19 protein-coding genes and 1 riboswitch are annotated in these 21,707 nt (G+C 69.5%); of the genes, 8 read left to right on the top strand and 11 right to left on the bottom strand.

Going from position 1 to position 21,707, the window contains the following annotated elements; genetic code table 11:
- The 3 genes from ACWDVB_RS11010 to ACWDVB_RS11000 all read right to left on the bottom strand — a co-directional run bounded on the left by ACWDVB_RS11010 (position 1) and on the right by ACWDVB_RS11000 (position 3,186).
- Positions 1-831 (bottom strand): carbohydrate ABC transporter permease, encoded by an 831-nt coding sequence (locus tag ACWDVB_RS11010; protein ID WP_451512713.1) that lies wholly within the window; start codon positions 829-831, stop codon positions 1-3.
- On the bottom strand, positions 828-1,817 hold the full coding sequence (locus ACWDVB_RS11005; RefSeq protein WP_451512712.1) for a carbohydrate ABC transporter permease: 990 nt from the start codon (positions 1,815-1,817) through the stop codon (positions 828-830). The genes ACWDVB_RS11010 and ACWDVB_RS11005 overlap by 4 nt, the downstream gene beginning before the upstream one ends.
- A 94-nt stretch (positions 1,818-1,911) precedes the next feature.
- Complete coding sequence (locus ACWDVB_RS11000) at positions 1,912-3,186, bottom strand: extracellular solute-binding protein (RefSeq protein ID WP_451512711.1); 1,275 nt, start codon at positions 3,184-3,186, stop codon at positions 1,912-1,914.
- Between the two features lie 325 nt (positions 3,187-3,511).
- Between ACWDVB_RS11000 and ACWDVB_RS10995 the strand changes: the two genes are divergently transcribed.
- The 8 genes from ACWDVB_RS10995 (at position 3,512) to ACWDVB_RS10960 (ending at position 13,020) form a co-directional block, all read left to right on the top strand.
- Positions 3,512-4,294 (top strand): GntR family transcriptional regulator, encoded by a 783-nt coding sequence (locus ACWDVB_RS10995; RefSeq protein WP_451512910.1) that lies wholly within the window; start codon positions 3,512-3,514, stop codon positions 4,292-4,294.
- A 96-nt stretch (positions 4,295-4,390) separates the two neighbouring features.
- On the top strand, positions 4,391-6,457 hold the full coding sequence (locus ACWDVB_RS10990) for a carbon starvation CstA family protein (RefSeq protein ID WP_451512710.1): 2,067 nt from the start codon (positions 4,391-4,393) through the stop codon (positions 6,455-6,457).
- Positions 6,454-6,651 (top strand): YbdD/YjiX family protein, encoded by a 198-nt coding sequence (locus ACWDVB_RS10985; RefSeq protein ID WP_451512709.1) that lies wholly within the window; start codon positions 6,454-6,456, stop codon positions 6,649-6,651. Before ACWDVB_RS10990 ends, ACWDVB_RS10985 begins: the two co-directional genes overlap by 4 nt.
- A 110-nt stretch (positions 6,652-6,761) precedes the next feature.
- Positions 6,762-7,016, top strand: coding sequence for a DUF3311 domain-containing protein (locus tag ACWDVB_RS10980; protein ID WP_451512708.1), 255 nt, complete (start codon positions 6,762-6,764; stop codon positions 7,014-7,016).
- The gene (gene mctP, locus ACWDVB_RS10975; RefSeq protein WP_451512707.1) at positions 7,013-8,641 is read left to right on the top strand and encodes a monocarboxylate uptake permease MctP; all 1,629 of its coding nucleotides are present in this window, start codon (positions 7,013-7,015) and stop codon (positions 8,639-8,641) included. Before ACWDVB_RS10980 ends, mctP begins: the two co-directional genes overlap by 4 nt.
- A gap of 76 nt (positions 8,642-8,717) precedes the next feature.
- Positions 8,718-9,212, top strand: coding sequence for a GNAT family N-acetyltransferase (locus ACWDVB_RS10970; RefSeq protein ID WP_451512706.1), 495 nt, complete (start codon positions 8,718-8,720; stop codon positions 9,210-9,212).
- A 105-nt stretch (positions 9,213-9,317) separates the two neighbouring features.
- Positions 9,318-9,440: riboswitch (cobalamin riboswitch) on the top strand.
- Between the two features lie 128 nt (positions 9,441-9,568).
- Entirely contained in the window at positions 9,569-11,998 is a 2,430-nt protein-coding gene (locus ACWDVB_RS10965) for a ribonucleoside-diphosphate reductase subunit alpha (protein ID WP_451512705.1), read from the top strand.
- Positions 11,998-13,020 (top strand): ribonucleotide-diphosphate reductase subunit beta, encoded by a 1,023-nt coding sequence (locus tag ACWDVB_RS10960; protein WP_451512704.1) that lies wholly within the window; start codon positions 11,998-12,000, stop codon positions 13,018-13,020. The genes ACWDVB_RS10965 and ACWDVB_RS10960 overlap by 1 nt, the downstream gene beginning before the upstream one ends.
- Positions 13,021-13,226: 206 nt before the next feature.
- Here ACWDVB_RS10960 and ACWDVB_RS10955 read toward each other — a convergent pair whose 3' ends face one another.
- From ACWDVB_RS10955 to ACWDVB_RS10920, 8 genes are all read right to left on the bottom strand, one after another.
- Positions 13,227-14,552, bottom strand: coding sequence for a bifunctional albaflavenone monooxygenase/terpene synthase (locus ACWDVB_RS10955; protein WP_451512703.1), 1,326 nt, complete (start codon positions 14,550-14,552; stop codon positions 13,227-13,229).
- The gene (gene cyc1 / locus ACWDVB_RS10950; RefSeq protein WP_451512702.1) at positions 14,549-15,661 is read right to left on the bottom strand and encodes an epi-isozizaene synthase; all 1,113 of its coding nucleotides are present in this window, start codon (positions 15,659-15,661) and stop codon (positions 14,549-14,551) included. The genes ACWDVB_RS10955 and cyc1 overlap by 4 nt, the downstream gene beginning before the upstream one ends.
- A 312-nt stretch (positions 15,662-15,973) precedes the next feature.
- Entirely contained in the window at positions 15,974-16,624 is a 651-nt protein-coding gene (gene def / locus ACWDVB_RS10945; RefSeq protein ID WP_451512701.1) for a peptide deformylase, read from the bottom strand.
- A gap of 116 nt (positions 16,625-16,740) precedes the next feature.
- Positions 16,741-17,721: a tetratricopeptide repeat protein gene (locus ACWDVB_RS10940; RefSeq protein ID WP_451512700.1), complete on the bottom strand. Its 981-nt coding sequence runs from the start codon at positions 17,719-17,721 to the stop codon at positions 16,741-16,743.
- 138 nt (positions 17,722-17,859) lie between these two features.
- Positions 17,860-19,269 carry an HD-GYP domain-containing protein gene (locus ACWDVB_RS10935; RefSeq protein WP_451512699.1) on the bottom strand — a complete coding sequence of 470 codons (1,410 nt, stop codon included), beginning with the start codon at positions 19,267-19,269 and terminating at the stop codon, positions 17,860-17,862.
- A complete protein-coding gene (locus tag ACWDVB_RS10930) occupies positions 19,167-20,504 on the bottom strand; it encodes an HD-GYP domain-containing protein (RefSeq protein ID WP_451512698.1) in 1,338 nt (445 codons plus the stop codon). Before ACWDVB_RS10930 ends, ACWDVB_RS10935 begins: the two co-directional genes overlap by 103 nt.
- 143 nt (positions 20,505-20,647) lie before the next feature.
- A complete protein-coding gene (gene rsrA / locus ACWDVB_RS10925) occupies positions 20,648-20,956 on the bottom strand; it encodes a mycothiol system anti-sigma-R factor (RefSeq protein ID WP_451512697.1) in 309 nt (102 codons plus the stop codon).
- Positions 20,953-21,627: a sigma-70 family RNA polymerase sigma factor gene (locus tag ACWDVB_RS10920; protein ID WP_055700425.1), complete on the bottom strand. Its 675-nt coding sequence runs from the start codon at positions 21,625-21,627 to the stop codon at positions 20,953-20,955. The genes rsrA and ACWDVB_RS10920 overlap by 4 nt, the downstream gene beginning before the upstream one ends.
- Positions 21,628-21,707 lie beyond the last annotated feature (80 nt).

Genomic DNA, 21,707 nt, shown 5'->3' with positions numbered 1-21,707 from the left:
TTATCCCTTCACTGCGCCGTCGGCCAGGCCGCTGACGGCCCTGCGCTGCAGGAAGACGAAGAGGATCAGGATCGGGAGGGCGAAGAGCGAGGCCGCGGCCATCGTGGCGCCCCAGTCGTCGCCGAAGGCGGTCTGGAAGCTGGAGAGCCATATCGGCAGGGTCTTGGCGTCCGCTTCCTTGTTGAGCACGAGGGCCAGCGGGAACTCGTTCCAGGCCGTGATGAAGCCGAAGAGCGAGGTCGACATGAGGCCCGGCGCGAGCAGCGGCAGGATCACCCGGCGGAAGGCCTGCATGCGCGTACAGCCGTCGACCATGGCGGACTCCTCCAGCTCCTTCGGCACGGCGGCGACGAAGCCGCGCAGCGTGAGGAGGGTGAAGGGCAGGATCATCACCATGTAGAAGAGGGTGAGCGGGATCAGGCTGTTCAGCATGTCGGCGTCGCGCACGATGATGTAGATCGCGATGACCATGACTTCCCAGGGCGCCATCTGGGCGAGCATGAAGCCGATGATGAAGCCGCGCCGCCCCTTGAAGCGCATCCGGGCGAGGGCGAACGCCGCGGTCACGCCGATGATGAGGGAGAAGACGACCGCGCAGACCGTGACGGTGATCGAGTTGCCGACCATGGTCCAGAAGTGGTCGACGTCCATGGCCGTCCTGAAGTGCTCCAGCGTGGCGTCGGTCGGGAACCAGACCGGGTCCTCGCTGATGATGTCGCCGGTCGGCTTGAAGGCCGTGGCGAACATCCAGTAGACGGGGAAGACGAAGATGAGGAAGAGAACGACGGCGGTCAGGTTGGGCCAGATCCGGCCCAGCGGCGAGCGCTTCACAGCTCGTCCTCCCCTTGCTTGAGCACGATCCGCAGGTAGTACGAGGTGATGGCCAGCAGGATGACGATGGTGAGCAGCGCGATCGCCGCGCCCATGCCGAAGTGCTGGTTGCCCATGCCCTCGATGTAGGCGTAGACGGGCAGGATCTCGGTGAGCCGGTCCGGGCCGCCCTCGTTGAGGGTGAAGACCTGCACGAACGCCTTGAAGACCCAGATGATCTCCAGGAACGTCGTGGCGTAGAGGAAGGGACGCAGATACGGCATGGTGACCGAGGTGAACTGCTTCCAGGCGCCGGCGCCGTCCAGGGAGGCGGCCTCGTACAGCTCCTTGGGGATGGTCGTCGTGGCGGCGTAGAGGTTGATCGCCACGAAGGGGATCGACTGCCAGACGATCAGGAGCAGGACCACGAAGAAGGTGGAGTACTGGGTGCTGAGCCAGTCGTGGTCGGCCATCGACTCGAAGCCGAGTTTGGCGAGCACCCAGTTGACGACGCCGAAGCGCTGCGCGAACAGCCACTGGTAGACGGTGGTCGAGGCGACCACGGGCATCGCCCAGGCCAGGACGAGACCGACCATGAGCAGCGTGCGCATCTTCCGGCCGAGCCGCGCGAGCAGCAGGCCGACCAGCAGGCCGAGGATCATGATCAGTACGACGTTGGCGGCGGTGAAGACGACCGAGCGTCCGGTGACCCGCCAGAAGTCCTCGCCGGTGAGGACCTCCTTGTAGTTGTCGAATCCGTTCCACTCCGTGAGGTGCAGAATGAACTGCCTCATGTTGAGGTTCTGGAACGACAGCATCCCGTTGCTGACCAGCGGCCAGCCGAGCAGCAGCAGGGTGGCGACGATCGCGGGGGCGAGGAGCAGATAGGGCGCCAGGCCGGCGAGACGTTTTGGGCCCTTGCGCGGGCCACGTGGTCGTGGTCCGCCGTCCGGTGTCTGCACCTCCGTCGGGCCGGAGGGCGGCCCTTCGGTCTTCTGCACGGTCATGCTCGCCATCTCTTTCGTGGGCATCGCGGTACGCAGAGGTGAGCCGGGGGCGGCGAGGGCGTGTCACCCGCCGCCCCCGGCGAGAGGGGCGTCCTTACTGCTTCTGCGACAGGCGCTTGTTCATTTCGCCCTCGACCTGCTTCGCGGCGTCGGCGGGCGACTTACCGTTGAGCACCGCGGTCATGTAGTTCTTGATCGGGTTCGGCGGGTTCTCGACCGCGCCCCACTCCGGGATCAGCGGGGTGATGCCGCCGCCGGGGGTGGCCGGGGTCATGGCCTTGGCGGCCGGGTTGCCCGCGAGGGCGGACTCGAGAGACTCCTTGTTCGGGATGACGCCGCCTTCCTTGGCGAACTGACCCTCGAACTTGTCGGACAGCGCGATCTTCAGGAACTCCTTGGCGAGCTCCTGCTTCTTGCTGGTCGCGGCGATGGCGAGGTTGGAGCCGCCGAGGAAGACACCCTCGGGCTTGTCCGCCGTGGCGCCCGGGATCGTGAAGTAGCCGATGTCCTTCGCGATCTTCTTGTCCGTCTTGATCGCGAGGTCCGCCTCCCACGGCATGCCGATGAACGTGGCGGTCTTGCCCTTGCCGAAGACCTCGCCCTGCTGCGGGGTGGCCTCGTCCTTGTTCTTGGGGGCCTTGGAGAGCTTCTGGAACTCCTGGTACGTCTTCATGGCCTTGGTGACCTTGGGGTCACCGAGGTTGGAGACGTACTTGTCGCCGTCCTTCTTGACCAGCTCGGCGCCCTCACCGATGGTCAGGCCGACGAAGTGGTACCAGAACTGGCCCGGCATGTAGAGCGGCTCGGCGTCGGTCTTCTCGCCGATCTGCTTGAGGTCCTTGAGGAACTCGGCGCGCGTCTTCGGGGTGTCCTTGATGCCGGCTTCGGCCCAGATCTTCTTGTTGTAGACCACGACGCGGTTCAGGACGAACCACGGGGCGGCGTACTGCTTGCCGTCGATCACCGAGGCCTTGTTCATCGACTCGGTCCAGTCGGCGCCGAGCGTCTCCTTGAGGTCGCCGAGTTCGGCGAGGCCGCCCGTCTTGGCGTACGCGGCGGTCTGGGTGTTGCCGATCTCGAAGACGTCCGGCGGGTTCTCCTCGGAGAGGGCCGTGGTCAGCTTCTGCTGGATGCCGTTCCACTGCTGGACTTCGAACTTCAGCTTCGCGCCGGTCTTCTTCTCGAAGGCCGCCGTGACGTCCTTCTGCCACGTGTCCGGCGTCGAGCCGTCCATCGCCCAGAGCGTCAGCGTCTCGCCCTTGAAGCCGTCGGCTCCGCCGGACTTCTTGTCCCCGTCGTCACTGCCGCAGGCCGCGACCGAGACCAACATGCCCGCGACACCAATGGCCGCTATGAGCTTGCGCTTCACGTCACCCTCCTCAAGGGATGCCAGTCAACCCCCCACCCGCAGCGACCGAATGGACCGAGATCTGCCCGTGGGACTGGAACCTGGTCTTTAATGGTGTAGACCAGTACCGGGAGCTTGGCCTAGACCTATAGGGGTGTCAAGGGTGTATAAGAAGGGCTGTCGCGTCCGTTATCGGACCGACACCTGAGCGGACAAGGTCCTCCCCCAAGCTCTCGACTTCGCTCGACCAGGGGGCGCCCCCATGCCCCGTACCGTGCCACGATGTGAGCCGCGACAGACGGAGGAGCCGGTGACGGCAGCAGCACAGGAGCCGGGAAGGCTGACCATGGGCACCGAAGCGGGCAGGACCGGGACCGATGCGGGCGCGCCTTCGGAGGGCCCGAGCGTCGGCCGCACCGCGCGCGTGCCCAAGTACTACCGCCTGAAGCGGCACTTGCTCGACATGACGGAGACGCTGCCGCCCGGCACCCCCGTCCCCCCGGAGCGCACGCTCGCCGCCGAGTTCGACACCTCGCGCACGACGGTCCGCCAGGCCCTCCAGGAGCTGGTCGTCGAGGGGCGCCTGGAGCGGATCCAGGGCAAGGGCACCTTCGTCGCCAAGCCGAAGGTGTCGCAGGCCCTCCAACTCACCTCCTACACCGAGGACATGCGGGCCCAGGGCCTCGAACCCACCTCGCAGCTCCTGGACATCGGCTACATCACCGCCGACGACACCCTCGCCGGGCTGCTCGACATCGGCGCGGGCAGCCGGGTCCTGCGCATCGAGCGCCTGCGCCTTGCCAACGGCGAGGCGATGGCCATCGAGACCACGCACCTGTCGGCCAAGCGCTTCCCCGCGCTGCGCCGCTCCCTGGTCAAGTACACCTCGCTCTACACCGCGCTCGCCGAGGTGTACGACGTGCATCTCGCCGAGGCCGAGGAGACCATCGAGACCTCGCTGGCCACCCCGCGCGAGGCGGGCCTGCTCGGCACCGACGTCGGCCTGCCGATGCTGCTGCTGTCCCGGCACTCGCTGGACGGCACGGGCCGGCCGGTGGAGTGGGTGCGCTCGGTCTACCGGGGCGACCGCTACAAGTTCGTGGCCCGCCTGAAGAGACCCACCGACTGAGCACGGCACGGACACACCGACCACGCGGTCTGGCGCGGATCACCTCGCTGCTCTACGTTCCTCCCGTCATCGCATGATGAACGGGAGGACGACCCGGTGCGCAGAGCAGATCCCCGATCCATCGCCGTCTGGACCCTCGTCGCGCTGGTCGGCGCCACGGGCTGGACCGTACTGGCGCTCGCCCGCGACGAGGAGGTGTCGGCCGCCTGGATGGTGGCGGCGGCCCTCGGCTCGTACGCCGTCGCGTACCGCTTCTACTCCAAGTTCATCGCGTACAAGGTCCTGAAGGTCGACGCGACCCGGGCGACGCCCGCCGAGCGGCTCGACAACGGCATCGACTTCCACCCGACCGACCGCCGCGTCCTGCTCGGCCACCACTTCGCCGCCATCGCCGGCGCGGGACCGCTGGTGGGGCCGGTCCTCGCCGCGCAGATGGGATATCTGCCCGGCACGATCTGGATCATCGTCGGCGTGATCTTCGCGGGTGCCGTACAGGACATGGTCGTGCTCTTCTTCTCGACGCGGCGGGACGGCAAGTCGCTCGGGCAGATGGCACGGGACGAGATCGGGCCGTTCGGCGGGGCCGCCGCGCTGCTCGCCGCGTTCGCCATCATGATCATCCTGCTCGGGGTGCTCGCGCTGGTCATCGTCAACGCGCTCGCCGAGTCGCCGTGGGGCACCTTCTCCATCGCGATGACCATCCCGATCGCCCTGCTGATGGGCTTCTATCTGCGGGTCCTGCGCCCGGGGCGGGTCAGCGAGGTCTCCCTCATCGGTGTCGCGCTGCTCCTTGTCGCGCTCGTCGCCGGGCGCTGGGTCGCCGAGTCCTCGCTCGCGGACACCTTCACGCTCGCGCCATCGACGCTGGTCGTCTGGCTGGTCGCGTACGGCTTCATCGCCTCGATCCTGCCGGTGTGGATGCTGCTCGCGCCGCGCGACTACCTGTCGACGTTCATGAAGATCGGGACCATCCTGCTGCTCGCGCTCGGTGTCGTCATCGCCCTGCCGACGCTGAGAATGGACCCGGTGACCGACTTCGCCTCGCGCGGCGACGGGCCGGTCTTCGCGGGCTCGCTCTTCCCCTTCGTCTTCATCACCATCGCGTGCGGTGCCCTGTCCGGCTTCCACGCGCTGATTTCCTCGGGCACCACGCCGAAGATGATCCGGAAGGAGACGCAGGTCCGGATGATCGGGTACGGCTCCATGCTGATGGAGTCGGCCGTCGCCGTCATGGCGCTCGTCGCGGCGTCGATCATCGACCCCGGACTGTACTTCGCGATGAACGCGCCGGCGGGCGTCGTCGGCGACACCGTGCAGGAGGCGTCGAAGGCCGTCGCGGGCTTCGGGTACTCCATCTCCCCCGCCGACCTGGCGCAGGCCGCCAAGAACGTGGAGGAGTCCTCGCTGCTCTCGCGCACGGGCGGCGCCCCCACGCTCGCGGTCGGCGTCTCCGAGATCTTCTCGAAGGTCACGGGCGGCTCGATGCGGGCCTTCTGGTACCACTTCGCGATCATGTTCGAGGCGCTGTTCATCCTGACCGCGCTCGACGCGGGCACGCGCGTGGGCCGCTTCATGCTCCAGGACATGCTCGGGAACGTCTACAAGCCCTTCAAGAACGTCAGCTGGAAGCCGGGCCTCGTGCTGACCAGCGCGGCCGTCACCGGCCTCTGGGGCTACTTCCTCTGGGTGGGCGTGCACGAGCCGCTCGGCGGCATCAACCAGCTCTTCCCGATCTTCGGCATCGCCAACCAGCTCCTCGCCGCCGTCGCCCTCACCGTCTGCACGACGCTGCTCGTGAAGTCAGGACGCCTCAAGTGGGCCTGGGTGACGGGCATTCCGCTCGCCTGGGACGCCACGGTGACGCTGACGGCGAGCTGGCAGAAGGTGTTCTCCGGCGATCCCCGGGTGGGCTTCTTCACGCAGCGCTCGATCTACCAGGACGCCATCGACGACGGCAAGGTCCTGCCGCCCGCCAAGACCATGGACGACATGCACACCGTCGTCACCAACTCCACGGTGGACGGCGTCCTCTCGGCCGCCCTCGCCCTGCTCATCGTCATCGTGATCCTCGACGCGGCACGCGTGTGCGTGAGACACGTGCGCAACCCCGCCGCCACCGAACTGCACGAAGCGCCTTACGTGGAATCGAAGTTGACGGTATGACCATGGTGCTGCGCGGGCTGCGCTGGATGCGCTGGTACGTCCGCGAACTGACCGACGAGTCGGCGTACGAGCGGTATGTGGCGCACGTACGCAAGGACCATCCGGCCGCGCCGGTGCCCAGCCGCCGCACGTTCGAGCGTATGCGGACGGACCGCCAGGAGTCGGACCCCCGGCAGGGGTTCCGCTGCTGCTGAGCAGGCACATTGGCCGGTCCGTTATTCGGACAGGGGTTCCATACAGCGAGACCGTGGCTTAGATTTCCCGCACGTTAAGCATGAGATAAGTGAGGGAACGGAGCCGCGACATGTCAGATGCGCCTGAAGTGAACAGACCGGTGGTCACACCGGTCCGCGTGATCATCGCAGCCTGCCTTGTCGCACCCTTCGTGGCAATGCTCTGGGTCAGTTCGTACGCGAAGATCGAACCGACCTTCATAGGCATCCCGTTCTTCTACTGGTACCAGATGCTCTGGGTGCTCGTCTCCACGGTGCTCACGATGATCGCGTACAAGCTGTGGCAGCGTGACCAGCGCGCCCGCAAGGAAGGTGCGCGGTCATGAACGGCGGAGTCAACGGCGTCGCGCTCGCCGTCTTCATCCTCTTTTTCGTCGCGGTCACCGTCATGGGCTTCCTCGCCGCCCGCTGGCGCAAGGCCGAGAACGACCAGAGCCTGGACGAATGGGGCCTGGGCGGCCGGTCGTTCGGCACCTGGGTCACGTGGTTCCTGCTCGGCGGCGACCTCTACACCGCGTACACCTTCGTGGCCGTCCCGGCGGCGATCTACGCGGCGGGCGCGGCCGGGTTCTTCGCGGTGCCGTACACGATCCTCGTCTATCCGCTGATCTTCACCTTCCTGCCGCGCCTGTGGTCGGTCTCGCACAAGCACGGCTATGTGACGACCTCCGACTTCGTGCGCGGGCGCTTCGGCTCGAAGGGGCTCTCGCTGGCCGTCGCGGTCACCGGCATCCTCGCCACGATGCCCTACATCGCGCTCCAACTGGTCGGCATCCAGGCGGTCCTCGACGTCATGGGCGTCGGCGGCGGCCCGGACACCCACTGGTTCATCAAGGACCTGCCGCTCCTGATCGCCTTCGCGGTGCTCGCCGCGTACACCTACTCGTCGGGGCTGCGCGCGCCCGCGCTGATCGCGTTCGTGAAGGACGGCCTGATCTATCTCGTCATCATCGTCGCGATCATCTACATACCGATCAAGCTCGGCGGCTTCGACGAGATCTTCGCCAAGGCCGGTGACGCCTTCGCGCAGACCAACCCGGCGACCGACAAGCCGCGCGGCGCCCTCGCGCCCGCCGAGGCCGGGCAGTGGACGTACGCGACGCTCGCGCTCGGCTCGGCCCTCGCGCTCTTCATGTACCCGCACTCGATCACGGCGACCCTCTCCTCCAAGAGCCGCGACGTGATCCGCCGCAACACCACCATCCTGCCGCTGTACTCGCTGATGCTCGGCCTGCTCGCGCTGCTCGGCTTCATGGCGATCGCGGCCGGGATCAAGGTGGACAACGGCCAGTTGGCGATCCCGCAGCTCTTCGAGACCATGTTCCCGGACTGGTTCACGGGCGTGGCCTTCGCGGCCATCGGCATCGGCGCGCTGGTCCCGGCGGCCATCATGTCGATCGCGGCCGCGAACCTCTTCACCCGGAACATCTACAAGGACTTCATCAAGCCCGACGCGACGCCCGCGCAGGAGACCAAGGTCTCCAAGATGGTCTCGCTCATGGTGAAGGTCGGCGCGCTCGCCTTCGTCCTCACCATGGACAAGACCGTCGCGATCAACTTCCAGCTGCTCGGCGGCATCTGGATCCTCCAGACGATGCCCGCGCTGGTCGGCGGCCTGTTCACACGCTGGTTCCACCGCTGGGCGCTGCTCGCGGGCTGGGCGGTCGGCATGGTCTACGGCACGCTGGCCGCGTACGGCGTCGCCTCGCCGACGCAGAAGCACTTCGGCGGCTCCTCCGACACGATCCCGGGCATCGGCGAGATCGGCTACATCGGCCTCACCGCGTTCGTCCTGAACGTCGTCGTGACCGTGGTCCTCACCTTCGTCCTCAGGGCGCTGAAGGCGCCGGACGGCATCGACGAGACCTCCCCCGAGGACTACACCGCGGACGCGGGCGACCCCGGCGTCGTCCAGGAACTGCCGAAGGCGACGGCGGGCGCCGGGCACTGAGCCTCTCCCCGTCACGACGTGGGCCGCCGGAAAAACCGGCGGCCCTCTGTCGTACCCGTGTTGCACACTGCGCGGCATGGACATCACGATCAGACACGCACACCCCGAGGAGTACGAGGCGCTCGGCGCCCTCACCGCGCAGGCCTATCTCGACGGCGGGCACCTGGACTTCGGGGCCGAGGACCCCTATCTCGCGGTGCTGCGCGACGTGGCGGCGCGCGCGGCCGACGCCGACATCCTGGTGGCCGCCGCGGACGGGAGGATACTCGGCTGCGTCACCTACGTCCCGTCCGGCGGGCCGATGGCGGACATCGCGCGCGAGAACCAGGCCGAGATACGGATGCTGGCCGTCTCTCCCGAGGCGCGCGGCCGGGGCGCCGGCGAGACGCTCGTACGCGAGTGTGTGCGGCGCGCCAAGGACGCGGGCCGCACCGGGCTCGTCCTGTCCACGCAGACGTCGATGCACGCCGCCCACCGGCTGTACGAGCGCATCGGCTTCGTACGGACACCCGAGCGCGACTGGAGGCCGATCGAGACGGTACCGCTGCTGACGTACGAGCTGAGGCTCTAGGCACACCCCTCCGGGCACCGCCCCTCCAAGCAACACTCCTCCAAGCACCGCCCCTGCGAGCCGACACAAGATGTGGGCCCGCTTCAGAGACCCGGCACAAGATGTATGCTCGTGCTCGCTGTCGCCGCAGGGGAATCCGGTGCAAGTCCGGAACTGTCCCGCAACGGTGCATGTGTACGTATTTGGCGTACGCGGAGTCCGAGGACCTGTCGACAGCGCACCCGTGCCGTCCGGCCCGGGTGCCGACCGTCCGGGCCTCGTGGAGTGGGCCGGTGGACGCGGTACGCCGCCCTGCCCGGGTGCGCCCGTGTGCCCTTCCCTCCCCTGGCCCAGAGCCGAGCGAGGGAGTGCCCCACGTGACCATCGCGCCTGCCGAACCCGCGTCAGTGCCGTCGACGCCGACGCCGATGCCGACCACCCAGGGTGCCGAGGGAACCGACGGACCAGGGGCCGCGCTGCTGCGCACCCTGACCGACCTCACCGCCGACCTTCCCGACGCCGACCCCGGCCGGGTCGCCGCCGCCGCGCTGCGGGGCCGGTCCGCGAAGGCCGCCGCCGAGATCACCGCGGAGCTGCGGGAACTGGCGACCGAGGCGGCCGCGGGGCTCATCTCCGAGGACCCGGCGTACTCGAAGCTGGCGGCCAGGCTCCTGTCGATCGGCATCCGCGAGGAGGCGGCGACGCAGGACGTGCGCTCCTTCACCGACTCCATCGCGGTCGGCCACCGCGAGGGCCTGATCGCCGACCGCACGGCGTCCTTCGTGACGGAGCACGCGGCCCGGCTCGACGCGCTGGTGGACGCCGCGCTCGCCGACGGCGCCGACTTCCGCTTCGAGTACTTCGGTCTGCGCACCCTGCACAGCCGCTATCTGCTGCGCCACCCGATCACCCGGCAGGTCATCGAGACCCCGCAGCACTTCATGCTGCGCGTCGCGAGCGGCCTCGCGGAGGACGGCAGCGAGCGCGCCCTGGACGAGGTGGCGGCGCTGTACCGCCTGATGAGCCGCCTGGACTACCTGCCGTCGTCGCCGACGCTCTTCAACTCCGGCACCCGCCACCCGCAGATGTCCTCCTGCTACCTCCTCGACTCCCCGCTGGACGAGCTGGACTCGATCTACGACCGCTACCACCAGGTCGCGCGGCTCTCCAAGCACGCGGGCGGCATCGGACTCTCGTACTCCCGCATCCGTTCCCGTGGCTCGCTGATCCGTGGCACGAACGGGCACTCCAACGGCATCGTGCCGTTCCTGAAGACCCTGGACGCCTCGGTCGCCGCCGTGAACCAGGGCGGCCGGCGCAAGGGCGCGGCCGCGGTCTACCTGGAGACCTGGCACTCCGACATCGAGGAGTTCCTGGAGCTGCGCGACAACACCGGTGAGGACGCGCGCCGCACGCACAACCTCAACCTCGCGCACTGGATCCCGGACGAGTTCATGCGCCGGGTCGCCGCCGACCAGGACTGGTCGCTGTTCTCCCCGGCCGACGTGCCCGACCTCGTCGACCTGTGGGGCGAGCAGTTCGACGCCGCCTACCGCGGGGCGGAGGCCGCCGGGCTCGCGAAGAAGACCATCCCGGCCCGGGAGCTGTACGGCCGCATGATGCGCACCCTCGCGCAGACCGGCAACGGCTGGATGACGTTCAAGGACGCCGCCAACCGCACCGCCAACCAGACGGCGGAGCCGGGCCACACCGTGCACTCCTCCAATCTCTGCACGGAGATCCTGGAGGTCACGGACGACGGCGAGACGGCCGTCTGCAACCTCGGCTCGGTCAATCTCGGCGCGTTCGTGGACGCCGCCGCCGGTGACATCGACTGGGAGCGGCTCGACGAGACCGTCCGTACCGCCGTCACCTTCCTCGACCGCGTCGTCGACATCAACTTCTACCCGACCGAGCAGGCCGGGCGCTCCAACGCCAAGTGGCGCCCGGTGGGCCTCGGCGCGATGGGCCTCCAGGACGTCTTCTTCCAGTTGAAGCTGCCCTTCGACTCCCCCGAGGCGCGCGCCCTTTCCACCCGCATCGCCGAGCGGATCATGCTCGCCGCCTACGAGGCCTCGGCCGACCTCGCCGAGCGCAACGGGCCGCTGCCCGCCTGGGAGAAGACCCGCACCGCGCGCGGCGTGCTGCACCCCGACCACTACGGTGCCGTGCTGACCTGGCCGGAGCGGTGGGCGGCTCTGCGGGCGCGCATCGCCACCACCGGCATGCGCAACTCCCTGCTGCTCGCCATCGCGCCGACCGCCACCATCGCGTCCATCGCGGGCGTCTACGAGTGCATCGAGCCGCAGGTCTCCAACCTCTTCAAGCGCGAGACGCTCAGCGGCGAGTTCCTCCAGGTCAACGCCTACCTGGTGGAGGAGCTGAAGCGGCTCGGCGTCTGGGACGCGCAGACCCGCGAGGCGCTGCGCGAGGCCAGCGGCTCGGTGCAGGGCTTCAGCTGGATCCCCGAGGACGTGCGCGCGCTGTACCGCACGGCGTGGGAGATCCCGCAGCGCGGTCTGATCGACATGGCCGCCGCGCGCACGCCGTTCCTCGACCAGGCGCAGTCCCTGAACCTGTTCCTGGAGACGCCGACCATCGGCAAGCTCTCCTCGATGTACGCCTACGCCTGGCAGCAGGGCCTGAAGACGACGTACTACCTGCGCTCGCGCCCCGCCACCCGCATCGCCCGCGCGGCAGGCTCCGGTGCGACCGCCGCCACCGCCCCCGTTCCCGCGCAGGTCACGGCCGAAGACGCCGTCGCCTGCTCCCTGGAAAACCCCGAGTCCTGCGAGGCCTGCCAGTAATGAGCTCCACGACCAACAGTACGAAGAACCTCCTCGACCCGGGCTTCGAGCTGACGCTGCGCCCCATGCGCTACCCGGACTTCTACGAGCGCTACCGGGACGCGATCAAGAACACGTGGACGGTGGAGGAGGTCGACCTCCACTCGGACGTCACCGACCTCGCCAAGCTCACGCCGGGCGAGCAGCACATGATCGGCCGCCTGGTCGCGTTCTTCGCGACCGGTGACTCGATCGTCTCCAACAACCTCGTGCTGACGCTCTACAAGCACATCAACTCCCCCGAAGCGCGGCTGTACTTGAGCCGTCAGCTGTTCGAGGAGGCCGTGCACGTCCAGTTCTATCTGACGCTGCTCGACACCTATCTGCCCGACCCGGAGGACCGCGCTGCGGCCTTCGACGCGGTCGAGGAGATCCCCTCCATCCGCGAGAAGGCGCAGTTCTGCTTCAAGTGGATGGACTCGGTCGAGAAGCTGGACCGCCTGGAGACCCAGGCCGAGCGCCGCCGCTTCCTGCTCAACCTCATCTGCTTCGCCGCGTGCATCGAGGGCCTCTTCTTCTACGGCGCCTTCGCGTACGTCTACTGGTTCCGCAGCCGCGGGCTGCTGCACGGCCTGGCGACCGGCACCAACTGGGTGTTCCGCGACGAGACGATGCACATGAGCTTCGCCTTCGACGTGGTCGACACGGTCCGCAAGGAGGAGCCCGAGCTGTTCGACGACGCGCTCCGGACGCAGGTCACGGACATGCTGAAGGAGGCCGTCGAGGCCGAGCTGCAGTTCGCCCGCGACCTGTGCGGCGACGGTCTGCCGGGCATGAACACCGACTCGATGCGCGAGTACCTCCAGTGCGTCGCCGACCAGCGCCTCCAGCGCCTGGGCTTCGCACCGGTCTACGGCTCGTCCAACCCGTTCTCGTTCATGGAGCTTCAGGGGGTCCAGGAGCTGACCAACTTCTTCGAGCGGCGCCCTTCGGCGTACCAGGTCGCGGTCGAGGGGTCGGTCTCCTTCGACGACGAGTTCTAGGGACGCCCGCGCTCGGGAGCTGCGCGGGGCGTCCTCCGCCGCGCGCAGCTGCCGGTCGATCCGGAGCCCGGGTCCTCGCCGACCGGCACCACGCCGTACCGCTGGTTCCTGCGCCGGCGGGTGCTGCCGGCGCAGGAGTTGCTGGCGGGCTCGGAGGAGACGGTGGACGCCGAACGCCTACCGCCGCACCTTCCGCGGACCGGCCGTCAGCGCCGCTCGGCGCGCAGGACCAGACGCTTGGGGTGCAGCGTGATGCCCACGCGTGTGCCGGTGTCGGTCTCCGCGACCGGCTCCAGGCGCCACTTGGGCACCACGGTCCCCAGGATCAGGGCCAGTTCGGCCAGGCTGAAGTGGTCTCCCGGGCACTTCCGGTTGCCGACACTGAACGGCATCATCGCGAACTCCGGTACGTCCCCGACGCGTTCGGGGCTCCAGCGGTCCGGGTCGAACTCCAGGTGCCGCTCGAAGGAACGCGGGTCGCGCTGCATCGCGTACACGCTGTAGACGATGTCCGCGCCAGCCGGAATGCGATAGCCGCCCAGCTCGGTTTCGGCCACGGACCGGCGCGTGAATATCCAGGCGGCCGGGCGTATGCGCATGGCCTCGGTGATGACATTGCGGAGGTGCGGCAGGCTCCCCAGATCGGCGAATGTGATCGCGCGATCCCTGGCCACGGAATTTACTTCTTCAACCAACCGCCTTTCGTGCTCGCGGTGTTCGGTGAGCAGATGGAACGCCCACGCCAGCGTCGACGCGACATTCTCCGCTCCGGCGACGACGAGCGAAACCACGTGGTCGTGGATCTCCTGGTCGGCTATGGGCTCCCCGGATTCGTCCGTGGCCCGCAGCAATTCCGCGAGCAGGTCGTCCGGGCCGCCGGGCCCTGCCGCGCGGCGCTCCGCGACGATCTCGTCGACGAGTGCGTGCAGATCGGCGAGCGCCCTCTCGAAGCGCCGGTTGGCGGGGGTCGGCACGCGGTGGAGCGGCCCGAAGGAGAGCACCATCCGGCGGTAGAGCCCCTGGAAGACGGTGTGCAGCGAGTCGGCGATGCGGTCCGCCTTCTCGCCGATCGAGCCGACCTCCAGCAGGGAGCGCGAGACGACGCGCACGGCCGTGCGGAACATCTCCGCGCTCACGTCGACCGTGGCGCCCGGCCGCCAGCGGGCCGCCGTGGCGCGTGCCTCCTCCTCCATCACCTTGGCGTAGTCGGCGATCCGCTCGGGCCTGAACGCGGGCTGCATCATCCGGCGCTGGCGCCGGTGCAGCTTGCCGTTGCTCGTCGCCACACCCTTGCCGAGAAGCACCTCCAGGGTGTCCCAGAGCGGTCCGCCGACGATGTACTCGGGGCGTTTCAGCAGGGCGCCGACCAGCTCCGGGGCGCAGACCACGTACGCCGTCCCGGGCCCCAGCCTGATCCGTACGAGATCCCCGTGGTCACGCAGCGCGGCGAGGAAGCCGAGCGGGTCGCGCACCAGGTTCCAGGCGTGGCCGAGCAGCGGGGCACCACCGGTGACGAGCGGCGGGGCGCTCATTCCTCACCCACCAGTTCGTTTTCCGCCAGGACATCCTCCGTCACATACGGGGGCATGGACCGGTCGTCCCAGCTGTCCACCCGATAGCGCCCGGATTCGTGGTGGAACCAGTAAACGGAAGAGAACCAGTTCCGCATGTTGAAGACGCAGGATTCCACCGCGTCCGCGAGTTCTTTTCCTTCGACGGTTCCGTCGGACAACTGCGCGGCGAGCGACAGCACTTCTCCTTCGGCTGCGAGGAAATCCGTGACGCATTGACTGACCCGCCGGTGCACTTCTCTTACGGCTTCTTCGAGCGTCAGCCCCTCGTGCTGAATGAGGCTGATCCCGAGATTGTGCAGTTCGTCTCCCGCGAGTTCTTTGGGGAGCGAGCACAGGTCGTTGTACCAGGCCGAGAAGTCCTGGGTCGCGAGGGCCGCCCGGAGGTACGCGGGGTGTTTCCTTATGGCGCGTGGCAGTTCACAGCGCGCGGTCGGTTCGAGGAGGTCGATCCAGGCCCAGTGCGCGAATGTGAGGCGGCGCAGCTCCACGTACGCCTCGACCGTGGGGACGCTGCCGCTGCGCCGGTTCCTGAACTCCTGGTCGTACGCCTCGATCACGGGGTGGAAGTGGCGGGCGAACCGGGCGTTCCAGCTGGGGCCGAGGAAGCAGTACAGGCGGCGTACGCAGTCCGCGAACCCCGCGACCAGCGGGTCGCGGTGGTGGCGGTACCGCCGGGGGTCTTCGAGGGCGCCGTGCAGGCCGCGGCAGAGCCACCGCCACTGTGCCGCCCTGCCGTGCACCGAGTCACGGTCGTGCCGGTCGTCCCAGGCGAAGAACCAGCTGCTGAGGTCCGCTATCGCCCTCAGCAACTCGTCGGGGGCGCCAATGTAGTAGCCCGCCACCAGGTCGGTGTAGCAGAGGCCGTCCGCGTACCGCTCGACCTTGTCGGGCGGCATGAGCCGCATTTCGCGTAGCCAGCTCCTGGACTTCTCCTGAAGTTCTGGCCAATACGGGTGCAGACGGCGAGGAAACGCTGCCTCGATCACCGGAACGGCCAGCGCCGGTGGGACCGATACCTTCTGCGCGTGTGGCTGTGTCTGTGAAGTGCTTCCGGAATATGCAGGCACGGACAAACCCCTTTCAGCCGCCTGAGCGGCACACACCCCTCCCGCCGTGCCGGGCGCGCGCCGTGGTGTATCTCCCCGCGCTTTCCATTCAGCACCACAACTGACCGTTCAGGGAACAGTTTTGCGCCATTCACTACCCCCCAGTGCCGAGAACACCCCCGTACATGACTGATTATGGATCTTCGGCAGCCGGTTCTGCTCGCACAGGTGAGCGGCTCATGCCGACGGCCCCTGACCGGGAGGGTTCCCGGCCAGGGGCCGTCGGTGTCACGCGGTTACCGCGCCGCTCAGATGTCGCGCACGCCGCTCACGTCAGTCATTGGGCACCACGGGGTAGCGCGGGGTGCCCTCTGCCATCTGGCGCAGGGCGTCCTTGCGCTCCCTCTTGGAGAGACGGTCGATGTACAGGTAGCCGTACAGGTGGTCCGTCTCGTGCTGGAGGCAGCGGGCGAAGTAGCCGCCGCCCCGCACCTTGATGGGGTTGCCCTTCTCGTCCTGCCCGGTCACCTCGGCGTAGTCCGGGCGAGCCAGATCCGCGTAGGCGGTGGGGACGGAGAGGCAGCCCTCGCCCGAGTCGTCGAGACGGCGGCGCTCGGCGGGCAGCTCGGCCAGGACCGGGTTGCAGACCACGCCGACGTGGCGCACGCCCTCGTCGTCCATGCAGTCGTAGACGAAGACCTTCAGGTCGACGCCGACCTGGTTGGCGGCCACGCCCACGCCCTGCGCGACGCGCTGGGTCGCGAACATGTCGTCGACCAGCTTCGCGAGCTCGTCGTCGAAGGACGTGACGTCCTTGCACTCCTTGTGCAGGACCGGGTTGCCGACGACCGTGATCGGCCGCGACGTGCCGCGCTCGCGGTAGGCCGTCTCGCGCTCCTCGCAGTCCTCCGTGTCGATGACGAAGCCCTCGTCGTCGACGGGGAGCACCCCGCCGGAGGCCTGCTGCTCAGTGTCCTGCGCCATGTCCGCCGTAAGCCTTCCGTGAAACCCTCAGAGTTTGTGCCGGTACAGCCTACGGCGAAGCGACGACCGGCCTCTTCGCGTCAGCGGACCTCTTCGCGTCAGCGGACCTCTTCGCGTCAGCAGACCTCTTCGAGATCCCGCCAGTCCCGCGAGTCCGGGCTGTCCGCGACCCAGCTGTCGAGGAGCCCGCGCACCAGGGCGGCCGGCGCCGCGATGCCGCACTCCCGCTCCGGCACCCAGACCGCGCCGGGGCTGCGGTGGCCGAGGGGGCCCGGATGGCCCGGCTCGCTGTGGTCGTGCGGGTCCAGGTGCTCGCCGTCGCCCTCGTCGCTCGGCATCCGGGACTCCGAGCACATGCGGCACAGCAGCCGCACGGACGACGACCAGTCCTCGGCGGCGAAGCCCGCGTCGGCCGCCAGCTGCTCCAGGGCGTCCCGGTCGTCCTCGGTGGCGGCCTCCAGGAGGACGACCCAGGTCGGCACGGGTGAGGGCGCCCAGAGCTCGATCTCGTCGAACACGGGGTACGAGTGTCCGGCCGCCGTCGTCCGCTCGCCGTGCGGGACGCCGTCGTGCAGCACGACCTCGCCCCAGCGGCGCCCGGAGGAGGGCAGCGGGATGGAGAGCACCTCGATGCGCGCGGGGTCCAGCCTGCGGCCCCACACCACCTCGGCCTCGCCCTCCGGGGAGAGCCGCACGGCCGCGCTGCCCAGCTCCATGCCCGAGGGCTCGCCGGACGCGGCCACACCGCCGGGCACCTTCAGGCCGTACGCCTGCCAGGCGCGGCGGGCCAGCGGCCAGTCCTGGAGGGCGGTCGCCGCGATGCCGACGTTCCACCAGTCCGGGGCGCCGGCCGAGCGGTCCAGGAGCGCGACGGCGCGCAGCCCGGCGGCCCGCGCCTGCTCCCAGTCGTGCCGGAACTTGTGCAGCAGCGCGAGGTTGAACCAGGACTCGGACAGCCAGGGTTCCAGATCCGCCGCGCGCGTGAGCAGCGCTCCCGCGTCCTCGTACCGGCCGTCGCCGATCAGCGTGAACGCGCGGTCGGTCGCCTGCCGCCATGAGGCGGAGGGCCGATGCCGTCCCTTGCCGAAGATCCTCACGATTCCCGCCTGATTCCCGCCTGTCACGATTTCCGGAAGTCCCATCTTGCGAAGGCGCGGCGTCGGGTCCATGCCCCCGTGCACCCTCTTCTTCGCATCCAACCACGTACGGTCGGACGGCCGCTCATTACCCATGGGTTACCCAGCCGGGGACGAGCTAAGGCCGCCCCTCGACACCACCCTCGCCAGCGACTCCACGACCTCGGGCTGGTAGTCGCGGCCGGTGGCGAGCCTCAGCCTCTCCAAGGCGTCGAGCGGCCCGCCGAGCGCCCCCGAGACTCCTTCTCCCCGCGCCATCTCGTCGTACGCGTTCGCGGTGCGCACAATACGGGCGGTGAGCGGCTGACGGCGGTAGGGGTCGGCCTGGCGCTCGACGACGACGGCGACCTCGGAGTCCACCCCCGTCTGCCGTACGACGGCGCCGCCGAGCAGGGCTATTCGGCGCTGCTGCGCCTCGGGCAGCGCGGCGGTGGCGCCCTCGGGGACGGGGTCGACGAGGGACAGCTGGCCGATGTCGTGCATCAGCGCCGCGTACTCCAGGACCGTGAGGTCCGGCCCGGTGAGGCCGAGGTCCCGCCCGACGGCCCGGCTGAGCCCGGCGACGCGGTGGGCGTGGCCCTGCGGGGTGTACCCGGCGATCTCGGTGGCGCGGGCCAGCGACGCGATGGTCTGCCGATAGGTGGCCCGTACCGCCGCGTACCGCCGGAAGGACAGCTGGGTGAGCAGCAGGGGGAGGCTGAACACGGGCAGCGCCCAGAGCCCCGCCACGGCCACCGCGAGCGCCATCACGGCCCCCGTCGCGCAGACGGCGGAGCCGATGCCCAGCATGGCCCGCAGCTCGTCGCGGAGCAGCGGCCCGAACGGCCAGCGGGTCCGGGCGTGCGCCATCGCGGCGGCGAGGACGGCGTCGCAGAGCGCGGTGAGGGCGAGCAGGGCGACGATGACGAGCGCGAACCAGGGCCCGTGGCCGACCCAGTCCTTCAACTTGCCCGCGTTGTAGAGGGGTTGGAAGCACACGGCGGCGAACGCGACGGTCAGCACGCGCCGCGCCATGTGGTCGGGCGTGGGGCCCCGGCCGCGCGCCACGTGCGGCACGGCCCCCACGAGGGCGGCCGCGACGACCACGGCGATCACCTGGAGTACGCCGTGGTGCGTGGCCTGCCCGGCGTTCTGCCCGAGCAGCGCGTACGCCAGCGCCCCCGCGGCGCCGAGCGGCGCGGGCTCGCGGTCGCCCGCGCCTCCCCACCGGGCCAGCTCACCGAGGGTGATCAGCACCCCAAAGGCGAGCGCGACCGGTCCTTCGACGACGCCGTGCCACAGGGTCCAGCCGAGAGCGGCGGCGGCGAGCAGCCCGGCGAGCCCGTGGGCCGCCGTTGCGGGCAGGCGTTCCGCACGCCGGGACAGGCGGCGGGCACCCTCGGCGCCGGGAGCCGGGACGGAGGCGCTCACCGCGGTGCCGAACCGCGGACCGCGGGTGCGGGCAGAGGCCGTGCGGGCGGTACGTTTCCGCCGCCTTCGGGGACGTCCGACGTGACCCCGGGGTGCCATCCGTCCCGGCCGAGGGCCCGCGTAAACGCCGCGACCATCACCGGGTCGAACTGCGCCCCCGCGCACCGGGCCAGCTCCTCCAGCGCCGCCGGCACCGGCCGGGCCCGCCGGTAGGACCGCGTGGACGTCATCGCGTCGAAGGCGTCGGCCACGGCGACCACCCGCGCGCTCTCGGGGATCTGCCGCCCGGCGAGCCCGTAGGGGTAGCCGCTGCCGTCGATCCGCTCGTGGTGGTGCAGGATCGCCGCCCGCGCCTCGCCGAGGAAGCCGATGCCGCGCACCATCTCGTGTCCGTACTCGGGATGCAGTTCGATGACGCGCCGCTCCTCCGGGGTCAGGGGTCCGTCCTTCCGCAACAGCCGTGTCGGTACGCCGAGTTTCCCGACGTCGTGCAGGATCCCGGCGAACCGCAGGACCTCGACCCGCTCGTCGTCCATGCCCAGCTCGCGCGCGATCATCACCGAGGCGCGGCCGACCCGCTCGCTGTGGCCGCGCGTGTACTTGTCCTTGAGGTCAACGGCCTGGACGAGCGCCCGGATGGTGGCCTGGTGGGCGGCCCGCTCACGGTGGTACTGCGCGAAGACCCAGCAGGAGACGCCCATCGGGAGCAGCACGAGCAGCGCGGCGGCGGGGCCGTACGGGCTGGTCCAGAGCACCGCCATCATCAGACCGGCGAGCCCGTGCACGGCGACGGGCGCCAGCGAGCGCGGGAAGAGCCCCCGCCAGGCGGCCCGCGCGGGAACGCGCTCGGCGGTCAGCAGAACGCCGCCGTCCAGGGCGGCGAGCACGGCGGAGAAGGCGAGCACGGCGGCTCCCGCGGGCCCGAGGACGTACGGGAAGTCCGGCGCGGCACAGGCCGCGGGGCCGCCCAGCGCGGCGTACACCCGCGCCGCCGCCCAGGTGGCCAGGGCGAGTTGGGCGGCGCGCCAGAGGCGGCGCACCCAGCGGGGGCGCCGGTCGACACGGGCGAGCAGCGCGCCGGGCACGGCGACGAGCGCGGCGGCCGACGGCGGCAGCAGGAACGCCCCGGCGAGCAGCACGGGGAAGAAGGTGCCGAGGCCGCGCGTGCGGCTTCGGGGAAGGGTGATCCGCTCGCACCCGGCGCAGAGCGCCGCGAGGAGCGCGACGGCGGGCCAGGGGGTGCGCCCGCTCAGCAGCGCCGGGGCGGCACAGGCGGCGCCGACCAGGGCGACGCACAGGGTGTACACGCGGGCCCACGCCGGCACCGACCGCATGGAGTTCTCCTCCCCGTTCCGGGTCGCAAGACCCAGGTCCGGAGACTAGAACGGCTGCTCGGCGGCCAGCACCCGACGGCGGCGAATTAGCACATTCGAGTGACGGGAGGGGGGAACGGGGCCTTGGGGTGGTACCGGAGTGTTCACGCCTCCGAGGGGGCCGCGTCCTGCGTGACGTCCTGGTCGGGCACGGTCTGCCCGGAGCGGATGAGGTCGATGCGGCCCATCACCTTGGCCCGCAGGTCGACGGGTACGTCGTCCTGGCCGCAGCAGCGCTTCACCAGCTTCTTCACGGCCTGCTCCAGGCCGTACTTCTCCAGGCACGGTGAGCACTCCTCGAAGTGCGTCTCGAACTTGGTGCAGTCACTGTCCGGCATCTCGTGGTCCAGGAACTCATAGAGGTGGTCCAGGACTTCACTGCAGTCAGTCTCGTGCGGCTCTCCGCAGCTCATGAGCCCGAGCCTTTCGTTCCGTTCGACTCCCCGGCACCCGCCGGGACGAGCCCGCGCTCACGGGCGTAGTCCTCCAGCATGCCGCGCAGTTGGCGTCGGCCCCGGTGCAGCCGGGACATCACCGTACCGATGGGTGTCCCCATAATGTCCGCGATCTCCTTGTAGGCAAAGCCCTCTACATCGGCCAGATAGACGGCGATGCGGAATTCCTCGGGGATCGCCTGCAGCGCCTGCTTCACGTCCGAGTCGGGCAGGTGGTCCAGCGCCTGCGACTCGGCGGAGCGCAGACCGGTGGACATGTGCGACTCGGCGCGCGCGAGCTGCCAGTCCTCGATCTCCTCGGCGGCGCTGCGCTGGGGCTCGCGCTGCTTCTTGCGGTACGAGTTGATGAACGTGTTCGTGAGGATGCGGTACAGCCACGCCTTGAGGTTGGTGCCCTCGCGGAACTGGTGGAACGACGCGTACGCCTTCGCGTAGGTCTCCTGCACCAGGTCCTCGGCGTCCGCCGGATTGCGCGTCATGCGCAGCGCCGCCGAGTACATCTGGTCGAGGAAAGTCAGTGCGTCCCGCTCGAATCGGGCCGTGCGCTCCGCGGCCGTCTCAGAACCCTCATCGGGGCGCTCCGCCTGGCCGTGCTCGGTCCCTGCGTCGGTCCCAGTGACCGGACCCACCTCCTCCAACGACGTGGCGAGGCCGAAAGCAGCCCCACTCGAATCGGAGGATAGACGACGATCCGCTCCGCGCGCCGCCC

Source organism: Streptomyces sp. NPDC003379, from assembly GCF_053589195.1.
Note: the sequence above shows the minus strand (reverse complement) of the source record. Positions and strands in the feature narration are given on the sequence as shown.